Here is an 18,634-nt window from a genome sequence, read left to right on the forward strand (position 1 = left end):
AATAAGATGACCGTTAAAACAATAACGATGCCACAGCTTGGTGAAAGTGTTACTGAAGGGACCATTAGTCAATGGTTAGTACAAGTAGGTGATGTAATTGAGAAGTATCAACCACTGGTAGAAGTGATGACTGATAAAGTCAATGCAGAAGTCCCAGCTAGCTTTAGTGGAAAAATTACCAAACTTTTAGTAGAAGAAGAAACAACTATTGATGTCGGTACACCTTTGTGTGAAATAGAAGTTGAGTCAATGGAATCAACCGGGTCCAATCATCCGGAAATGGAGCATAATCACGAAGAAATAAGCTCTACTAAAGAGATAAACACGATGAAGAATCGATATTCGCCAGCTGTATTAAAATTGGCTTCAGAGCACCAAATTGATCTTGATTCTGTTCAAGGTACAGGAATGGGCGGACGTATAACGCGTAAGGATATCAATAATCGCATTAACCAAACGAAACAAGAACAAAAGCCTGTTACAGAAACGCCATCATCAAATACTTTAACAATTGAAAGATCAACAAGTATATTAGCGGATAAAGAAATCCCTGTTACTGGTATGCGAAAGGCAATTGCAACAAATATGGTAAAGGCCACTTCAGAAATTCCGCACGCTTGGATGATGATTGAAGTGGATGTAACGAATTTGGTCCGCTATCGAAACGAAGAGAAAGATCAATTTAAGCAAAGTGAGGGGTATAACCTATCTTATTTTGCCTTTTTCTTAAATGCAGTGGCTAAAGCTTTGAAAAAATTTCCTGAGTTAAATAGTTCTTGGGCGAATGATAAAATTATTCAGCATAAAGATATTAATTTATCTATCGCTGTGGGGAATGAAACAGAGCTCTTTGTGCCTGTTATTAGAAATGTTGATGAAAAAAGCATTAAAGGTATAGCGAAGGAGATACACGTTCTAGCTCAGAAAGCCAAGAGTGGTACCTTAACCCATCAGGACATGGCCGGGGGTACTTTTACCGTGAACAACACAGGGACATTTGGTTCTGTTCAGTCAATGGGTGTTATTAATTACCCACAAGCAGCTATCCTACAAGTTGAATCAATTGTAAAAAGACCAGTTATCATTGATGATATGTTTGCTGCACGGGATATGGTTAATTTATGTTTATCGCTTGATCACCGGATACTCGATGGTGTTATTTGTGGTCAATTTATGTCGCACGTGAAAGCCATTTTAGAAAACATTTCAGGTAATACTACCCCTATTTACTAAATTAAATTGGGATATGAAAAGTGATAAGTATTCCCCTAAATATGAGCTCGATCCTCATATTTAGGGGTTAAATGTTGAGAAGAGATTTTTGCCATTGCCATCCATCGATATAGCATTTACTAAATGACTCGCTGAATTTTACTTCGTTATGAAGTGAACAAAATGTGAACAAATTAACATATTAAATTCAAGAAAAAGCTTACAAAATATTAAAAATAAGGGTAAATCATCCGATATTACGATAGTCTGATTGTGATAAATTCACAATTTAATTCAAGCTATAAAAGGGTGATTTAAGTGAAAAGAAAAAGACAGAGAGAAGAAAAACGTGGAGGGATTAGACAGAAATTAGTTTTGTCATTTAGTATTATATCGATTATTCCAGTTTTACTGATAGGGAGTATTGTCTATCAATTGGCTGCTCATTCGCTTGAAGATGAAGTGGGTGAGAAGGTGGAAAATTTCGCTCAACTTCACATGGAGAAGTTAGATCGTTTTATGTATGAACGAACACGAGAAATAAAGAACATAACTAAATTAGAATCAGTAGAAGCTCTGCTATCTCATGATTATGATATTGAAGAAGAATTGAACCATCAATTGATCACTTCTACATATTTTAAGTCGTTTTCCATTTTAGATGCTTCTGGTGCAGTAGTTAGTCAAACAACGAGTCAGCTATCAACTAACTACTCTGTGGATCAACCTTGGTGGGAGCAAGCCATCGAGGAGGGGCAATCTTATTCTGATATTATCTACGACGCTTCCCTCGATGCTTATGTTATTATGTTTTATGTTCCGATATATCAAGGAGAAACATACTTAGGTATGATAGAAGCAGCTTTTGATGTCGAATACATCTGGAATGATATCAATGCGATCACATCAGATCATAATATTGTAGAATTGGTAAATCGCGATGGTAATAAAATTGCTGATACGATTTCTTCAGCTAGTATTGATCAAGATAGCTCAGAAAATTCCGAAGAATTAGATCCCAATGGCAAGGTTTATCAACAAATTCATAAAGCCAATCCAGATCAATCGGGTATTATAAATAGCCAATCAAGTATAGGTGTGGATTCTATTATAGGATACGCGACAAGTGCAGGTTATAGTGATTATCCGGGGAATGATTGGGTACTTCTAGTCAGTGAACCACGAGATATAATGCTTAATAGCATTAAACAACTGAGAAACATCGTGGCGTTAATTGCTGTCGTGACGTTAATTATCGTTATTCTAAGCTCGATTCTTATTGCTAGTAATTTATCTAAGCCATTAATTACATTGAAAAATAAAGCATTAAATGTAGCAGCAGGAAAGCTTAATGAGAAGATCGTGGTTAAAGGCAGTGGAGAAGTGAGACAATTAACTTTAGCCATGAATAAAATGATAGAAAATCTCCATTCAACTTTAAAAGAAACAAAACAGGCATCAACGGATATCAGTAATCAAGGACTTCACTTAGATAAAGTAAGTAGCGAATTACAAGTTGGAAGTGACCAAATGGCGTCAACGATGCAAGAGATTGCAACAGGAGCCGAAGATCAAGCAAATACATCAAGTGATATAGCCAAATCAAGTGAACAACTTGGTCAGCAGATACATTTAGTCGAAAAACAATCAAGTCTTCTGCAACGAATGGCAGGTGACGTTGATCAATTGTCTCATCAAGGTTCAGTGCAAATGAATCGGTCATTAGAGCAAATACATCAAGTCCATCAAGATGTTTTAAATTCTGTTACTAATATTAAAGCGCTAGAGCAGAGCACAGATAGTGTTGTATCATTAACTGAAGTGATTCATCAAATCACCGAGCAAACGCATTTACTTGCATTAAATGCTGCGATTGAATCCGCTCGTGCCGGCGAAGCTGGAAAAGGATTTAATGTTGTGGCTAATGAAATAAGAAAATTAGCTGAACAAGTGAGTCATTCCTCAGTTGATATTTCCAATGTTATTAATGGAATAAAAGAAGCGTCATCACTATTAGTACAAACATTAAACCATACAGCCTCACAATCTCATGATAGCCTCGAACAAATTAAACAAACGAAGGAAAGTTTTGACGATATAAGAAAACAAATGTTGGCAATGAATCAAACGATTGAAGCTGTTGCATCATCAATGACTCACATTGAGAAAAATAGTCAATCAATCCATAAAGGTATGCATCAAGTGGCGAGCATTTCAGAAGACAGTCTGGCCGGGATTGAAGAAACTGCTGCTTTTACCGAAGAACAAAAGGATCTGATGGATCAATTGAAAGCACAATCTGAATATTTCTTAACGCTGGCCGGGGAGTTAGATGTTATGGTTAAAAAGTTTCAATTGTAACAGAAAATAAGCAGCTGTATTTTTAGTATAACTGCTTATTTTCCTATGAACTTTGCTTTTCATCAGGTGAGTAGGTTTGTTTATTGATTGATAATAATGCTTCTAAAAAGCTGTCATACCCTCTTTTGGTAAGATGATTGTCTTCAATTTTTTCACATGTCCAAACAGGTGTAAATGGTAATAAAGATTGTTGCTCTAATTTTAGATAACGCAAATAAATTCTAAAAGTGGTTTGCTTGTGTTTTATTTCATAGCCAAGGTGTAATATTTCATTTTCAATATTTTTTTCATAAATGGTTAAATGTTCGATTTGGTGTTGTTGCTGAATTTGTTTAAGGTTATTAGCTAAATGACGATACACATCAGCATAATATAACTGTTGCAAGTTTATTCCTCCTATCGTTTAAATTGTTGTATAGTTTTATCATCACCGTTAATATGTAAATATATACATTGCTCAAGTAAGTTAATTAGGAAAGGAATGAAAGTATTGAAAATTGGTTATCGTACATTAAAAACAGCTATTGCAGCTCCTATGGCAGTTTTAATTGCTGAATGGTTACAACTTGATCATTATGGCTCAGCTGGTATTATTGCTGTATTATGTATTCAGCCTACACGGAAACAATCTTTTTTAACAGCATGGCATCGAATTGCAGCTGGTTTATTATCTATTGTATTTGCTTATCTTATTTTTGAATTTATCGGCTATCATCCAATTACTATTGGTTTATTGCTCTTATTATTTATTCCAGTAACCAATGCATTACATATAGCTCCAGGTATTGTGACGAGTCTTGTTATCTTATTTCATTTTTACGGTGATCGGGCTGTTACTTGGCCGCTGATTATCAATGAAGTAGCGATCATGCTTATTGGAATTGGTTCAGCGTTAATTTTAAACTTATACATGCCTAGCTTAGACGTAAAACTAATGAAAGTTAAAAGGGAAGTAGAAGCAAATTATCAGCTGTTATTTCGTGATATCTCTGCTTATTTAAAGGGAGAAAAACAGGCGTTAACAGATGACCTTATTGCAAATACAAAAAAACATCTCATCGCAGCTAATGAATTAGTTCAGCGCGATATAGAGAATACATTTAGCCAAAACGCTTATCGACAACAGCGTTATTTCTCGATGAGAGAGGTACAACTGGATTCGCTCGAACGCATGTTGTCAATTATTAAACCATTAGATGTTACGGTAGAACAATCACATAAAATAGCGGATTTATTTGAAGATTTGGCTGATGCGATCTATCCAGACAATGCTGTAAATTACCACCTACAGCAAATTAAGAAAATGCGCAACTATTTTGAACAAGACCAATTGCCGCAAACAAGGAAAGAATTTGAAGTGAGAGCTAATCTGTTTCAATTATTATTCGAGGTTGAACATTATTTGCTGATTAAGAATCGAGCATTAACGGATTTAAAATGAGTGAAGTGTCCAGGCACGAGCAAAATATCTTATCCTGCTTTAATTAAAAGAGGTTGGAACATAACAAAAATATGCTCTCCAAATACGAATGATGTTAGAATGTGTAGGTTAATCACATACCCGCAGAGGAAATATACTCCCTTTCTGCGGGCACGGCTTCAGCTAATTCAGTAAAGCCAAAAGCGCTTTACTGAATGGATCTTCAGCTCGTGCTGTTCCCGCTAGAGTGTCGCATATTTCCTCTGCTATTTGGTATCATTCGTTTTAATATAATAAAGACGAATCATCCATTCACTAAACAAACGGATCATTCGTAATTGATCTTATGTCTTTTACTTTTGACCCAACCTCAATTTTCTTATGTTTGATAGAACAATTAAAAATGGTCTCCCAAATCGATTAATTAATCGTTTACGGGAGACCATTTTAGTTTAAACTTTATCACAGATAACGGGCGCTAATGTTCGGATTCACTCAACTAACTAAACCATCAGTGGGTGGGTAAGATCGTAGACTGAAACCGCCCACGTCCTTAAGAAGGATTACAGACTAAGGCCGCCACGTCCTGTGGCAACGTCTGCATAACCTACATCCTGTAGGCCCACGTCTGCATGACCTACATCCTGTAGGCCTCCGCCCGCTGATTGAAGGTTCGTTTTATAAAATAATCGCTAATCCTGTTGTGAAAATAGAGCCGATCATTGCTATAATCATAAGGTAAACAATCATCTTGTTGCGACGTTCACGCTTTGAAGGTTTACGTGATTTCTGATTTTGATCTTGCTTTTGTTTTTTTGTTTTAGCCATGCTAATACCTCCTTTAACAAGGGAAATCTCATCCCTATTTTATCTTTATTTAGTTAAGCTGACAAGCGTTTCGTCTGTTTTTAATTAATTGACAATCAAAAAATAGTACGCTAACGTTAAAGAAACTATAATTATGGAAGAAGGCATAGAAAGTGATAAATAAAGAGCGTCTAGTTAATACATTTATCGAACTTATTCAAATTGATTCAGAAACAGGTGAAGAGAGGGAAATAGCAACCGTATTAAAAACATTATTTATTGAATTAGGTTTAACGGTCATTGAAGATCAATCTCAATCAGAAACAGGCCATGGTGCGGGTAACTTAATCTGTACCCTACCAGGGGACACGTCGATTAAACCGATTTACTTCACTTCACATATGGATACAGTTGTACCCGCTAAGGGAGTTGAGCCAGAAATCAAAGGGGATTGGATCACATCAGATGGAACGACTATATTGGGGGCAGATGATAAAGCGGGTATGGCTTCAATGATTGAAGCCATACGCTGTGTAAAAGAACAACAAACAAACCACGGACCTATTCAACTTGTCATTACAGTAGGCGAAGAATCTGGATTAGTTGGGGCAAGAGCCCTGGATTCCTCATTATTAAATGCTGAATTCGGCTATGCTTTAGATAGTGATGGAAAAGTTGGAGAAATTGTTGTTGCTGCACCTACACAAATTAAGTTATTAGCTAAAGTAAAAGGGAAAGCTGCGCACGCCGGTGTCGCTCCCGAAAAGGGGATCTCCGCTATTACGATTGCTTCAAAAGCAATTGCTAACATGCCTTTAGGAAGAATCGATGAGGAGACCACAGCTAATATTGGCCGCTTTGAAGGTGGCCAGAAAACAAATATTGTTTGTGATTATGTCGAAGTATTTGCTGAAGCCCGTTCATTAGATGAAGATAAAGTAAATCAACAAGTAGAAAGAATGAAGCACGGATTTCAAGAAGCGGCAGCAAAGCTAGGTGGGGAAGTAGAGCTCTTTTCAAAAGTTATGTATCCGGGTTATAAGCAATATCCTGAGGATCCCGTCGTAAAAGTTGCCCAGCAGGCAGCCAAGGCGATTAATAGATCAGCAACTTTAACACAAAGTGGTGGCGGGAGTGATGCAAATGTCATATCCAGTTATGGCATTCCAACGGTTAATTTAGCTGTTGGATATGAGAATATACATACGACAGCTGAACGCATGTCTATTAATGAACTTTGCAAACTTACTGAACTTGTTCTTGCTATTATTGATCAAGTCAATCAGCTATAACGATTAATGGTATTGGATCAATCTTTTTTATCAACAGATAACCGACCGTAAAACCCCAAAAAAATAGAGCGTAGAGCAAATCGATTGAGGTGGGTGATTGTCCTGATTCACTCAACGAACCCGCAACCAGTGGGAAACGAACAAGGTCCGTTTTATAAATGCGTTTAATATGGTATAATAACCAAAAAGAACAAACGTTCTCAAGTAAAGGAAGCGATTTTATGTCGAAGTGGTATCCTAAAAACGGGCGAGTCATTCTTCACGTTGATATGAATAGTTTTTATGCCTCAGTTGAAATGGCCTACAATCCTGAATTAAAAGGAAAACCACTGGCTATAGCTGGAAACCCTGAAGAACGTCGTGGAATTATTGTAACAAGTAGTTATGAAGCACGTGCTAAAGGGGTTAAAACAACAATGCCACTTTGGCAAGCGAAACGATTATGTCCAGAATTATTGGTGATGCGCCCCAATTTTGATCGTTATCGGAAAGCATCAAGTGAAATGTTTAAGATGATGGCAGAAATCACGCCATATGTTCAACCTGTTTCAATTGATGAGGGGTATATGGATATTAGTCATTGTCATGATTTAGGTTCACCATTAGATATTGCTAAAGACTTGCAGTTACGAATTAATAATGAGTTAGATTTACCTTGCAGTATTGGAATTGCACCAAATAAATTTTTAGCGAAAATGGCTTCTGATATGAAGAAACCTATGGGATTGACTGTTTTAAGGAAGCGAGACTTAAAAACAAAACTATGGCCTTTAGCTATTGAAGAAATGTATGGGGTTGGAAAGAAAACAGCTGATAAATTAAAAAATGTTGGCATTAATAAAATTGGTGATTTAATTGATGCTAATACGTTTGAGCTCAAGCGTATTTTAGGAATAAATGGTGAACGACTACAGCAGCGTGCTAAAGGTGAAGACATGAGCCCGGTCGATCCTAATGCAATTTATGATTTTAAAAGCATTGGAAATTCAGAAACCCTGAGAGAAGATACCATTGACGAATCAACAATAACGATGTTACTAAGAAAATTATCAAGGAAAGTGGCGACACGATTAGCACGAAAAGAAGTTGTCGGTCAAACGGTGCAAATCATGATTCGTTATTATAATCGTAAGACGATAACTCGAAGTATAACGAAATCTTCTTATCTATCTAGCGAGACAGACATATTTTCTGTTGCTACTGATTTATTTGAATTACATTGGAATGGTGAGCCGATTCGTTTATTAGGTGTGACCGTTCAAGGTTTAATTGAAAAATCACAAGTTGCTGAACAACTGGATTTGTTTCGCTACCAAGAACAGGTCGGTAACGAAGCTTTACATGAAGTTGTTGAGCAACTAACGACAAAATACGGGAAAAACCCATTTCAATCCTTTACACCAAGTGTTGATAAGGACCAACCAAGAACAAGTTTTCAAAAAGATTTTTTAGATGATTTTAGAAAATAAGCCAAAGCTAGCTAATGATCACTAACTTTGGCTTATTTCTATTTCCATAAAATCCTCTGCAATAATCGTATTCTCGAAGTAAACTTGGGCCTCTTTTTTAAAATCTTTGAGTTCTTCACCTTGATATCGGGCAGAAATATGGGTAAGAACTAATTTTTTCACATCAACAGCATCAGCTAATTTAGCCACCTCTGTATTCGTACTATGATAATATTGGTAGGCTAGCTGATCATCTGTTGACTGAAAGGTTGCCTCATGAACCAGTAAATCGCTTTCCGCAACAAAATCTAAAAATTGCATTGCATTTCTAGTGTCTCCCATGATCACTATTTTTCGTCCTTGCTTATCAGGACCAATTACATCTTCTCGTTTGATTTCTCTGCCATCTGGAAGAATGGTGCTCGGATTGGCCTTGATTTGCTGATAAATCGGGCCTGGTTCTATACCGTAATCTTTAAGTTTGTCCACTTGCAGAGCGCCACGTTGATTTTTTTCCATAATCCGATAACCAAAGCCATTAATGCCATGCTCTAATGCAATGGCGTCAATAATAAACTGACCTGTATCTAAATAAAAATTATCTGTAACTTCAATCACATGTAATGGATACTTCAATTTGGTGCAGCTAATTTCCAAACTTATACTTATAAATTGCTTTATTCCTTTAGGGCCATAAATGGAAACGGGCGTTTTCCCTTCTTGAAATGAGCGACTACTTAATAAGCCAGGGAGTCCATAAATATGGTCACCATGTAAATGGGTAATAAAGATTTTTTCGATTTTTCTCGGTTTAATACTTGTACGAAGAATTTGATGCTGAGTAGCTTCACCGCAATCAAACAACCAAATTGCACCTTGCTCTTGCATCAAATCTAAGGCGATTGCACTTACATTACGCTGACGCGAAGGTAAGCCAGCACCAGTCCCTAAGAATGTTAATTTCACGTCAGCCAACCTCTTTTGTAGGATAGAGGCGCTTCAAGATTATAACCGAGTTTAACTGCTGCTTGATGCGGCCAATAAGGCTCTCTTAACAATACACGTGCTAGGCAAACTAAATCAGCCCGTTTATTTTTAAGGATTTCTTCAGCCTGTTCAGCTTCAGTGATGAGCCCTACTGCAGCTGTTGGGATATTCACACGTTGCTTTATTACCTCTGCCTGTGGAATTTGATAACCTGGATAAACATCTATGTCTGTCTGTATCACACCACCTGTACTCACATCCACTAAATCAATCCCTTGTTTTTTCATCTTTTGGCTAAAATAAATCATATCATCTCGTTGATTACCATTTTTATGATATTCATCTGCCGAAATACGGACAAATAATGGTCCGTTCCACACTAACTGTATAGCCTCAATAACCTCCTCTAATAAACGATAGCGATTATCTCTGTTGCCCCCGTACTTATCGTTACGTTGATTGGTAAGAGGGGAGAGGAATTGATTTATTAAATAGCCATGCGCTGCATGGATTTCAATTACATCAAAACCTGCTTGCTTAGCTCGTAGTGCACCTAAACGAAAGGCATCTATCGTTTGCTCGATATCCTTAGCGGTCATGGCAACGGTGTGATCATCGTGATGATCTATCGCACCAACACTAGGAGCCATCGCAGCCATGTTCGTGCTTGCTTTGCGACCAGCATGCCCCAATTGAATGCAACTTTTAGCTTGATGTGCATGAATGCGTTTATTTAAATAGTTGAGTCCGCTGATGTGCTCATCGCTCCAAATGCCTAAGTCATTGAGTGAAATCCGACCTTCCGGTTGCACAGCTGTAGCTTCAACAATGATCAAACCTGTTTGTCCGACCGCTCTCGTTTCATAATGTGTCGTGTGGAACGGGGTGACCATACCATCTTGCTGTTCAACTGCGTACATACACATAGGCGCCATCACAATCCGATTTTTTAAAGTTACATCACGAAAAGAAATCGGATCAAATAATTTCACAGTCATTTATATGCCTCCAAACTTTGTAAATATAATGCTCTTTTTTTAATTGCCAAATCAGGTCTATCTGTTATGATCATATCACAATTTAATTGAAAACACCTTCTTAAATGATTAGGATGGTTGACCGTATAAGGCGCAATATACAACTGATTATCATGTAGGGTTTGAATAATACGACGATTTAAATGACGATATTTTAAATGTAAACCATTTGCTTTAAGAGCCATTAGCTCTTTCATGATCGGTCTATTTAAGTGCGAAGTTAACAAGGACACTTTATTATTTTTATTCATGACTTTTAATTTTTCAAGGGATGCTTTGTTAAAGCTTGAAAAGATAACACGATCTCTTAGGTTGAATTGATCAATTTGTTTAGATACAATTTTTTCAATGCCCTCATACGCTATTTTATTGGTTTTTAATTCTATATTCAATAATAAGTTAGTTGTAGACAGCCATTCTAATAATTCACTTAAACTTAGAATTCTTTCATCATGATACTGTGGGTCAAACCATGAACCTATATCCAGTTCTTTTAGGTCTTTATAAGTATATTGATGAACATACCCACTATTAATGGTTACACGATCGATTGTCTCATCATGAATCAGTACAGGAATGTTATCTTTAGTAAGATGGACATCAGTTTCAATTCCATCTGCCCCCAGTTGATTGGCAAACTTAAAAGCGGAAAAGCTATTTTCGGGTCTGTAAAAACTTGCTCCTCTATGAGCAATAATCAGTGATGAAATGGTAATCACATCCTTAAATTTGCGGTCTTATGAAAATCGTAGCATAATATAAAGTATATATATATATGCTGATTCATACGCATCTGTGTTCAATAAGAATTATAATGTAGAGGAAAGGATTAAAACAAATGAAATTAATCATCGATAGCCAGGCGACAGCAAGGTTAAAATCTTATCAAACAGAAGCTAAGCCTTATTTACTGTTGTACTTTGATTCTTCCGGCTGTCAATGTACGGTTACAGGTACACCAACATTAAGGTTTACTGCTAAGGTAGAGAAAAGCTATCACATAGTTGAACAAGCTAACTTTTGCGTATATATCAGTGATTTTGATCAGATGTTTTTTGAAGATGTAGTTGAATTAAAAGATTTAGCATACGGATTTAAACTGACCAGTCCATCAGGGCTTTTAAATCCAATGATTCCAAATCAACATTTGTTAAATGAAAACGAAAAGGTGGTAAAAGCTAATGAAAAAATTTGAAGAAAAAACAATTAAAACGGAAGAGATTTTTAAAGGTAAAATTATTAATGTGACGGTTGATGATGTTGTATTGCCAAATGGTCAGAAAAGCAAGCGGGAGCTAGTTAGACATCCTGGTGCAGTAGCTATTATTGCTGTAACTAAAGAAAAAAAATTAGTCATGGTTGAACAATATCGAAAACCACTAGAGAAAAGCATATTAGAAATTCCAGCAGGTAAGCTTGAACCTGAAGAAAATCATGCAGTTACTGCACGAAGAGAACTAGAAGAAGAAACCGGTTTTACATCGGCGGATCTCGAATATGTAACGTCTTTCTATACTTCACCTGGCTTTGCTGATGAGTTATTACATATCTATTATACTGATCAATTAGAGGTTATGGAAGAAAAGCGAGAACTTGACGAAGATGAATTCGTAGAAGTACACGAATATAATTTAAGTGAATTGAAAGCATTGCAAGAGTCAGGACGTATTCATGATGTGAAAACCGTATTTGCCATCCAATATTTACAGCTGCGCCATTTACAGTAGGTGGTACGATGACTTTAAATCACTATTTTGCTGATTTGCATATACATATTGGACGTGATCAATTTAATAAACCTATTAAGATTACTGGATCTAAAAACCTTACTTTGCCCCGCATTATTAAAGAAGCTAGGGAGAGAAAAGGACTAGATATGATAGGGATAATTGACTGTCACGTCCCTTCGATTCAAGATGAACTTAAACAATTGATTAAAAATAAACGAGCTTTTGAGAAAGAAGGAGGCGGTATTCATTTCGGTGACCTAACGTTGATACTAGGTACCGAAATGGAGATTTATGACATCAATTGCAACGGTCCTATTCATGTGCTCTGTTATTTTCCAACCCTAGCGGATATTGAACAGTTTACAGAATGGCTATCGCCTTTTGTAACTAACATAACACTTAGTTCACAGCGCGTTTACTTATCTGCTCAAACATTCCAAAAGGGTGTCAAAGCACATAATGGTTTATTTGTTCCTGCACATGTTTTCACACCATTTAAGAGTTTATACGGAAAAGGTGTGAATAAAACGTTGACAGAAGTATTTGATCCTGACTTTATAGATGCAATTGAATTGGGATTGAGTGCGGATACATCGATGGCTGATCGAATAAATGAATTACATCGATTCACATACCTAACGAATTCAGATGCCCACTCATTAAAAAAAATCGCTAGAGAATATCAAACCTTTAGATTAGAAAGTAATGATTTTACTGAATTAAAATTAGCGCTCGAAGAAAAACAAGGAAGAAGTGTATATGCAAACTATGGTATGCATCCAAGGTTGGGTAAATACTATCAGTCAGTCTGTAGAAATTGCTTGAGCCAAAACTTTGATAACGATCGATGTTGTCATTGTGGTCAAGCTAAAAAAATTAAAGGGGTTTCTGAACGAATTGAAGAAATAGCTGATCCTACAACAGTAGCAATGCAACGTCCACCTTACTATTATCATGTGCCGCTTGATTATATAAATGGGCTTGGTAAAAAGACCTATGAAAAGCTTTTAAATCACTTCGGAACAGAAATGTATATCCTTCATTATATAAAAGAGGATGACTTGGAAAAACTAGTAGGCCCACGTATTACAAGACAATTGATGATGATTCGAGCAGGTGAAGCTAATATTCAAATGGGTGGAGGCGGAAAATACGGTTCATTAATAGAATAATATAACATTGTTCTATTTTCGCTTATTTCGTCATAAGTTTCTTTATAGATTTAAAATAAGAAAGTTAATATTTTATCTTATTTTACTATAATGGAGGCGAAAAGCGTGCGGACAACGTATAACAGAGAATTTTTCAAGCATTTGCAAAATCACCATTTAAGCTATTTTTTTATTTGTATTTTATTTTTAATGGGATTAATATTTGGAGCGATTATCGTCATTACCATGCATTTTTCTCAGAAGCAAGATTTGCTTTTCTACTTCAATCAATATATTAGTCAAATAGATAATCATGTACTTGCTTCAAGTCATGAACTTTTTAAAACAGCCTTGTTTACACATGTTCAATATTTATTGATTTTCTTTTTGTTGGGTTTGTCGATTATTGGCTTACCCGCGATTTGGATCATGATCTTTGTTAAGGGAACTTTTATAGGTTTCTCTGTTGGTTTTTTTGTTAATCAATATGGAATAAGAGGTTTATTGCTAAGTGCTGCTGCTGTTTTACCACAAAATCTAATTGTTATTCCTGTCTATTTATTGGCTGGTGCAATCGCGATGATTTTTTCATCACAATTATTAAAGCGTTTATTAGCTAAGCGATTATCTCGTTTCACTTTTCAACCCTTTGTTCAATATTGCCTTATATTTGTAGGATTTTGTTTTCTCTGTGCTATCGCTGCTTTAATCGAATCTTATATTACGACTTATTTGATTGAACAGGTAACGAATACTATTACATTATAATTATTATTAATTATATAATTAAAGATTATTTTTTAATTATAATAATTTTAATTGACACTTTTTCACTCTCTGATTATAATTGAGAAAGTGAGGGAGGTTTCCGTTATGGAACATCGAATTGAACGTATAAAAAAGCATTTACATTCACAAAGTTATAAGCTGACTCCGCAACGCGAAGCTACCGTTCGAGTTTTATTAGAGCGTGAAGAAGATCATCTTAGTGCTGAAGATGTTTATTTGCTAGTTAAGGAAAAAGCACCTGAAATTGGTTTAGCAACCGTTTACAGAACACTCGAATTATTATCTGAGTTGAAAATTGTTGATAAAATAAATTTTGGTGATGGTGTGTCGCGTTATGATTTAAGAAAAGAAGGGGCAACGCATTTTCATCATCATCTTGTGTGTATGGAATGTGGAACCGTCGAAGAAATTATAGAAGATTTATTAGAGGATGTAGAAGAAATCGTCGAACGTGATTGGGGATTCAAAGTAAAGGATCATCGCCTTACTTTTCATGGGATATGCAAAAATTGTCAAGAAAAGGACTCCTTTTCTCTTTAAATGATTTTATGTGTTAGGGATGATTAGGGATGAGTACAGTTAGCTCATCTATTTGCTTACACAACAAGTAGCACTGGTGGGTAAAACTCATTGGTGCTATTTTTTTAATGCCATATAAGATGGATTTCAAGTTAACTGAATCTTTACTTCCGGTCGGCATGGGGCATGACATCGCTTTATTTTTTCACCGTGTTGTGGATTTGAACGGAGGGCAGTTGATAAGCACTTATGATCCTATCAAATGCGAGCGTTAAGAAATAGGTATAGAGCAAGACTATCAAGTTATACGCTCTGTCGTCTCACCATTTCTTCTGTTCATAAAACGAACCTTGTTTTCTTTCTATTCCCACTGATTGCAGGTTCGTTGAGTGAATCAGGTCATTAGCGTCTGTTAGCACCCATCTCAATCGATTTGCTCTACGTTATGGACGGTTATCTATGATAAACGGGTGTGTGCTTCTATTTGTTGTTAGCGATATAGGTATAAAAGGAAATCTTTTTGTCAAAAGTGGTAATGACAAGAATAATAGTTGAAAGGAGACAAGCAGATGGGTAAACTAAAGGTAATCATGATTGATGTAACCAAATTAATTATTATTTTTATGACTGCAATTTTTATTTTCTCATATGGTGTAGTGGTGATGAGAAATGAATATCAACAACGGATTAGAGAATTAACACCAGAGCGAGCCGCAGAAGAGGTTAGTTTATTTAAAACTTATTTTACACTCGATCATTTAGGAGATTGATTATGCAACTAGAATTAGAAGACTTTATCCATTATATTCAAATCGAACGTGGGCTATCTGTTAATACTTTAGAAGCTTACCGGCGCGATTTAAAAAAATATATTAAATTTTTGAACAATAAAGAATTAATTGACCAGTGGGATGGCATCGAGCGTACGTCAATAACGAATTTTCTCTATGACCTAAAGGATAATGGTGCTTCAGATGCTACCATTGCTAGAACATTATCTTCAATTCGTTTATTCCATCAATTTTTGTTGCGAGAGCATGTACTTACGACTGATCCAAGTATACATATTGAGACACCTTCAAAAAAACGCTCACTTCCCAAAGTACTTTCTTCAGAAGACGTCGAGCAATTATTAAAGATCGAAACAAATGATCCACTTTCAATAAGAAATAAAGCAATGATTGAGACTTTATATGCTACTGGTTTACGTGTTTCCGAATTGATCCAATTAACTGTTAGTGATCTTCATTTAATGATGGGCTTTGTCCGTTGTTTTGGAAAAGGTGGGAAAGAAAGAATTGTTCCACTCGGTGATTTGGCTAAGGAATCGATTGAACATTACCTTGAAGACGGACGCCCTTACTTAATTAAAGGCAAAGCTATTGATCAAATATTTGTTAACCATCATGGTCGAGCCCTATCAAGACAGGGATTCTGGAAAATCTTAAAGGCAGTAGCAAAAGATAAACAAATTGAAAAAAATTTGTCGCCTCACATGTTACGACACTCATTTGCAACTCATTTACTAGAAAATGGAGCTGATTTACGAGCTGTACAAGAGATGTTGGGTCATGCCGATATTTCAACGACACAAATCTATACCCATGTCTCGAAAAAAAGATTAAAAGATATTTATAGTAAGCACCATCCTCGTGCTTAACATAAGACATAAAGAATTAAATTCTTTATGTCTTTTTTTGTTATAAAAACTGATGAGGATGGCAAAAATGAAAGTACTAACAATAGGAGGTTTAGACAATGAAAAAAATAGCCGCGATTCTTGGATCTATCATGTTGTTGATTTGTCCATTAAATCTATCTGCTCAAGAAAATGATCAGGTATTAGATTTAAATGCCAAAAGTGTTGTTCTTATTGAACGTAATACAGGAGAAATTCTCTATCAAGATAACAGTAACGAATCGCTTCCACCAGCAAGTATGACGAAAATGATGACTTTATTATTAATCGCTGAAGCGATCGATCAAGATAAACTAGACTTAGCAGAAATGGTTCGCATTAGTGAGTATGCAGCGTCAATGGGGGGATCACAAGTTTTCTTAGAAGAAAATGAAGAAATGTCAGTTGACGATCTATTAAAGGCAATTGCTGTTGGATCAGCCAACGATGCTAGTGTAGCTTTAGCTGAACATTTATATGGTAGCGAATCAGCATTTGTAAAAGCTATGAATGAAAAAGTTGGGCAACTAGATTTAAAGCATACACATTTCAATAACACAACAGGATTGCCAGCCAAAGAACATTATTCATCAGCTCACGATATGGCTATGATAGCAAGAGAACTGCTGAAATATGACTTTATTACGGATTATACTTCGATTTATGAAGATTATTTAAGAAAAGGTACAGAGGACGAGTTTTGGTTGGTTAATACAAATCGTTTGATTAAATTTTATCCAGGCGTTGATGGACTCAAAACAGGGTTTACACAAGAAGCAAAGTATTGCCTTACAGCAACAGCGGAGAAAAATGATATGCGTTTAATCGCAGTAGTAATGGGAGCAGAAACCCCTAAAGAGCGTAATGCTAACATCACCCGACTGCTCGATTATGGTTTTTCACAGTTTGAACATCATAAAGTTTACGGTAGACATGAGGCTGTTCAAGAATTAGATGTTCTAAAAGGAAAAAAATCTAGAATTGCTCTCGTGACTGATGATGCGGTTTCTATCGTAACTAAGAAAGGCGGGAACCTTGATCAACTAGAGGTCAAAGTGAAGATTAATGAGAACGTCATGGCTCCATTAAAAGCAGGTGAAATGCTCGGATCTCTTATGTTGTATTGGGATGAAGAACTTGTTGATGAAATTGCATTAATTAGTAAGGAAGCAGTTGATCGAGCAAGTTTTTGGCAATTGATGAAAGATTCAGCAAAGCATATTTTAGAATTAGGACAATCATAATATGATGAAAAAAAACACAAGTTTTTACTAGTTTTGTCGACATAGAGGTATTTGCATTTCATATAGCGAAAACAAAAAGGCAAATGAAATTATATTTTGAAAAGAATAAAGGAATTTTCTTTTCATAGTATTTCAAAGTAATAAGGGAGGAAATCGACTATGCTGAAAAAAGAATTTGTGGTAAAAGATGATGTTCTATTAGTGCGTTTAATTGGAGAACTTGATCACCATGAAGCTAATACGTTAAAGGATGCCTGGCAATTAGAAATAACAAGTAAGCGAATCAAGCACATGATATTGAACTTAGAAGAGTTAAACTTCATGGATAGTTCTGGATTAGGAGTTATTTTAGGACGTTACAAAGAAATTAAGCAACGAAATGGTGAAATGGTGATTTGCGCAATTTCACCTTCAGTTAAACGGCTATTTGATTTGTCTGGATTGTTTAAAATTATGCGTTTAGAACAAAGTGAAAAAGAAGCCTTTGTATATTTGGGGGTGGCTTCATGAATAACACCATGCAAGTTTCATTTAAAAGTAAAAGTGAAAACGAGGCCTTTGCTCGTGTTGTGATTGCTTCTTTCCTTGCTCCGCTTGATCCGACATTAGATGAACTAACAGAGATAAAAACCGTTGTTTCTGAAGCTGTTACGAATGCCATCATACACGGCTATGACCAATCAGATGCGTTTGATGTGTATTTGAGTTGTGAAATAAATGAGCAAAATGTAAAAATTGTCATAGAAGACCTGGGAGTAGGGATTGAAAATGTTGAAAAAGCGGTACAACCTCTTTATACGTCGAAACCAGAATTAGAGCGATCCGGAATGGGATTTACCATTATGGAAAATTTCATGGATAAAGTGACTGTCGAATCTGCTCCTAGTCAAGGGACTAAGGTGACACTTGAAAAAACATTTCAAATGACACATTCCTATTGCCGTAACGGGAGCGAATGA

At 36.0% G+C, this 18,634-nt stretch carries 20 protein-coding genes; 15 read left to right on the top strand and 5 right to left on the bottom strand.

The features are described from left to right. Nucleotides 1-6: 6 nt before the first annotated feature. On the top strand, nucleotides 7-1,233 hold the full coding sequence (locus JOE23_RS13430; RefSeq protein WP_204439128.1) for a dihydrolipoamide acetyltransferase family protein: 1,227 nt from the start codon (nucleotides 7-9) through the stop codon (nucleotides 1,231-1,233). Between the two features lie 297 nt (nucleotides 1,234-1,530). Continuing rightward, the gene (locus JOE23_RS18205; protein ID WP_204439130.1) at nucleotides 1,531-3,573 is read left to right on the top strand and encodes a methyl-accepting chemotaxis protein; all 2,043 of its coding nucleotides are present in this window, start codon (nucleotides 1,531-1,533) and stop codon (nucleotides 3,571-3,573) included. Between the two features lie 43 nt (nucleotides 3,574-3,616). Here JOE23_RS18205 and JOE23_RS13440 read toward each other — a convergent pair whose 3' ends face one another. Then, nucleotides 3,617-3,958: a DUF5634 family protein gene (locus JOE23_RS13440; protein ID WP_204439133.1), complete on the bottom strand. Its 342-nt coding sequence runs from the start codon at nucleotides 3,956-3,958 to the stop codon at nucleotides 3,617-3,619. Nucleotides 3,959-4,054: 96 nt separating this feature from the next. On the opposite strand from JOE23_RS13440, the gene JOE23_RS13445 reads away from it, so the two are divergent. Next, the gene (locus JOE23_RS13445; protein WP_239585429.1) at nucleotides 4,055-5,014 is read left to right on the top strand and encodes an aromatic acid exporter family protein; all 960 of its coding nucleotides are present in this window, start codon (nucleotides 4,055-4,057) and stop codon (nucleotides 5,012-5,014) included. Nucleotides 5,015-5,671: 657 nt separating this feature from the next. On the opposite strand, the gene JOE23_RS13450 is transcribed toward JOE23_RS13445, so the two are convergent. Beyond that, nucleotides 5,672-5,821: a DUF4044 domain-containing protein gene (locus JOE23_RS13450; protein WP_204439135.1), complete on the bottom strand. Its 150-nt coding sequence runs from the start codon at nucleotides 5,819-5,821 to the stop codon at nucleotides 5,672-5,674. A 152-nt stretch (nucleotides 5,822-5,973) separates the two neighbouring features. Here JOE23_RS13450 and JOE23_RS13455 point away from each other — a divergent pair, with 152 nt between their 5' ends. Both JOE23_RS13455 and JOE23_RS13460 read left to right on the top strand, forming a co-directional pair. Beyond that, entirely contained in the window at nucleotides 5,974-7,092 is a 1,119-nt protein-coding gene (locus JOE23_RS13455; protein WP_204439136.1) for a M20/M25/M40 family metallo-hydrolase, read from the top strand. A 221-nt stretch (nucleotides 7,093-7,313) separates the two neighbouring features. Then, nucleotides 7,314-8,561 carry a DNA polymerase IV gene (locus JOE23_RS13460; RefSeq protein WP_204439137.1) on the top strand — a complete coding sequence of 416 codons (1,248 nt, stop codon included), beginning with the start codon at nucleotides 7,314-7,316 and terminating at the stop codon, nucleotides 8,559-8,561. 21 nt (nucleotides 8,562-8,582) lie between these two features. Here JOE23_RS13460 and rnz read toward each other — a convergent pair whose 3' ends face one another. The 3 genes from rnz to JOE23_RS13475 are packed head-to-tail and all read right to left on the bottom strand — an operon-like array spanning nucleotide 8,583 to nucleotide 11,283. Continuing rightward, nucleotides 8,583-9,506: a ribonuclease Z gene (gene rnz, locus JOE23_RS13465; RefSeq protein ID WP_204439138.1), complete on the bottom strand. Its 924-nt coding sequence runs from the start codon at nucleotides 9,504-9,506 to the stop codon at nucleotides 8,583-8,585. Then, on the bottom strand, nucleotides 9,503-10,525 hold the full coding sequence (namA, locus tag JOE23_RS13470; RefSeq protein WP_204439139.1) for an NADPH dehydrogenase NamA: 1,023 nt from the start codon (nucleotides 10,523-10,525) through the stop codon (nucleotides 9,503-9,505). Before namA ends, rnz begins: the two co-directional genes overlap by 4 nt. After that, nucleotides 10,522-11,283 (bottom strand): glycerophosphodiester phosphodiesterase family protein, encoded by a 762-nt coding sequence (locus JOE23_RS13475; protein ID WP_204439140.1) that lies wholly within the window; start codon nucleotides 11,281-11,283, stop codon nucleotides 10,522-10,524. Before JOE23_RS13475 ends, namA begins: the two co-directional genes overlap by 4 nt. 119 nt (nucleotides 11,284-11,402) lie before the next feature. Between JOE23_RS13475 and JOE23_RS13480 the strand changes: the two genes are divergently transcribed. From JOE23_RS13480 to spoIIAB, 10 genes are all read left to right on the top strand, one after another. Continuing rightward, nucleotides 11,403-11,759, top strand: a complete 357-nt coding sequence (locus JOE23_RS13480; protein ID WP_204439141.1) for an iron-sulfur cluster biosynthesis family protein — start codon at nucleotides 11,403-11,405, stop codon at nucleotides 11,757-11,759. Beyond that, nucleotides 11,746-12,291 carry an NUDIX hydrolase gene (locus JOE23_RS13485; protein WP_204439143.1) on the top strand — a complete coding sequence of 182 codons (546 nt, stop codon included), beginning with the start codon at nucleotides 11,746-11,748 and terminating at the stop codon, nucleotides 12,289-12,291. The genes JOE23_RS13480 and JOE23_RS13485 overlap by 14 nt, the downstream gene beginning before the upstream one ends. An 8-nt stretch (nucleotides 12,292-12,299) precedes the next feature. Then, complete coding sequence (locus JOE23_RS13490; protein WP_204439144.1) at nucleotides 12,300-13,466, top strand: endonuclease Q family protein; 1,167 nt, start codon at nucleotides 12,300-12,302, stop codon at nucleotides 13,464-13,466. 105 nt (nucleotides 13,467-13,571) lie between these two features. Next, nucleotides 13,572-14,213, top strand: coding sequence for a stage II sporulation protein M (gene spoIIM / locus JOE23_RS13495; protein WP_204439145.1), 642 nt, complete (start codon nucleotides 13,572-13,574; stop codon nucleotides 14,211-14,213). Nucleotides 14,214-14,318: 105 nt separating this feature from the next. After that, nucleotides 14,319-14,774, top strand: a complete 456-nt coding sequence (gene fur / locus JOE23_RS13500) for a ferric iron uptake transcriptional regulator (RefSeq protein WP_204439146.1) — start codon at nucleotides 14,319-14,321, stop codon at nucleotides 14,772-14,774. 548 nt (nucleotides 14,775-15,322) lie between these two features. Next, complete coding sequence (locus JOE23_RS13505) at nucleotides 15,323-15,523, top strand: hypothetical protein (RefSeq protein WP_204439147.1); 201 nt, start codon at nucleotides 15,323-15,325, stop codon at nucleotides 15,521-15,523. Continuing rightward, complete coding sequence (xerD, locus tag JOE23_RS13510; RefSeq protein ID WP_204439334.1) at nucleotides 15,523-16,413, top strand: site-specific tyrosine recombinase XerD; 891 nt, start codon at nucleotides 15,523-15,525, stop codon at nucleotides 16,411-16,413. The genes JOE23_RS13505 and xerD overlap by 1 nt, the downstream gene beginning before the upstream one ends. Before the next feature lie 98 nt (nucleotides 16,414-16,511). Next, the gene (locus JOE23_RS13515; protein ID WP_204439148.1) at nucleotides 16,512-17,675 is read left to right on the top strand and encodes a D-alanyl-D-alanine carboxypeptidase family protein; all 1,164 of its coding nucleotides are present in this window, start codon (nucleotides 16,512-16,514) and stop codon (nucleotides 17,673-17,675) included. A 159-nt stretch (nucleotides 17,676-17,834) separates the two neighbouring features. Continuing rightward, nucleotides 17,835-18,185, top strand: coding sequence for an anti-sigma F factor antagonist (spoIIAA, locus tag JOE23_RS13520; protein ID WP_204439150.1), 351 nt, complete (start codon nucleotides 17,835-17,837; stop codon nucleotides 18,183-18,185). Further along, nucleotides 18,182-18,634 carry an anti-sigma F factor gene (gene spoIIAB, locus JOE23_RS13525; protein WP_204439152.1) on the top strand — a complete coding sequence of 151 codons (453 nt, stop codon included), beginning with the start codon at nucleotides 18,182-18,184 and terminating at the stop codon, nucleotides 18,632-18,634. Before spoIIAA ends, spoIIAB begins: the two co-directional genes overlap by 4 nt.

Source organism: Amphibacillus cookii, from assembly GCF_016908375.1.
Lineage (GTDB): Bacteria > Bacillota > Bacilli > Bacillales > Amphibacillaceae > Amphibacillus_C > Amphibacillus_C cookii.

Bases quoted from the DNA above. Each gene is read 5' to 3' on its own strand.
- JOE23_RS13430 (WP_204439128.1), top strand. From the start codon at position 7: ATGACCGTTAAAACAATAACGATGCCACAGCTTGGTGAAAGTGTTACT.
- JOE23_RS13445 (WP_239585429.1), top strand. From the start codon at position 4,055: ATGAAAGTATTGAAAATTGGTTATCGTACATTAAAAACAGCTATTGCA.
- JOE23_RS13450 (WP_204439135.1), bottom strand. From the start codon at position 5,821: ATGGCTAAAACAAAAAAACAAAAGCAAGATCAAAATCAGAAATCACGT.
- JOE23_RS13460 (WP_204439137.1), top strand. From the start codon at position 7,314: ATGTCGAAGTGGTATCCTAAAAACGGGCGAGTCATTCTTCACGTTGAT.
- namA (WP_204439139.1), bottom strand. From the start codon at position 10,525: ATGACTGTGAAATTATTTGATCCGATTTCTTTTCGTGATGTAACTTTA.
- JOE23_RS13480 (WP_204439141.1), top strand. From the start codon at position 11,403: ATGAAATTAATCATCGATAGCCAGGCGACAGCAAGGTTAAAATCTTAT.
- JOE23_RS13485 (WP_204439143.1), top strand. From the start codon at position 11,746: ATGAAAAAATTTGAAGAAAAAACAATTAAAACGGAAGAGATTTTTAAA.
- JOE23_RS13490 (WP_204439144.1), top strand. From the start codon at position 12,300: ATGACTTTAAATCACTATTTTGCTGATTTGCATATACATATTGGACGT.
- fur (WP_204439146.1), top strand. From the start codon at position 14,319: ATGGAACATCGAATTGAACGTATAAAAAAGCATTTACATTCACAAAGT.
- JOE23_RS13505 (WP_204439147.1), top strand. From the start codon at position 15,323: ATGGGTAAACTAAAGGTAATCATGATTGATGTAACCAAATTAATTATT.
- JOE23_RS13515 (WP_204439148.1), top strand. From the start codon at position 16,512: ATGAAAAAAATAGCCGCGATTCTTGGATCTATCATGTTGTTGATTTGT.
- spoIIAA (WP_204439150.1), top strand. From the start codon at position 17,835: ATGCTGAAAAAAGAATTTGTGGTAAAAGATGATGTTCTATTAGTGCGT.
- spoIIAB (WP_204439152.1), top strand. From the start codon at position 18,182: ATGAATAACACCATGCAAGTTTCATTTAAAAGTAAAAGTGAAAACGAG.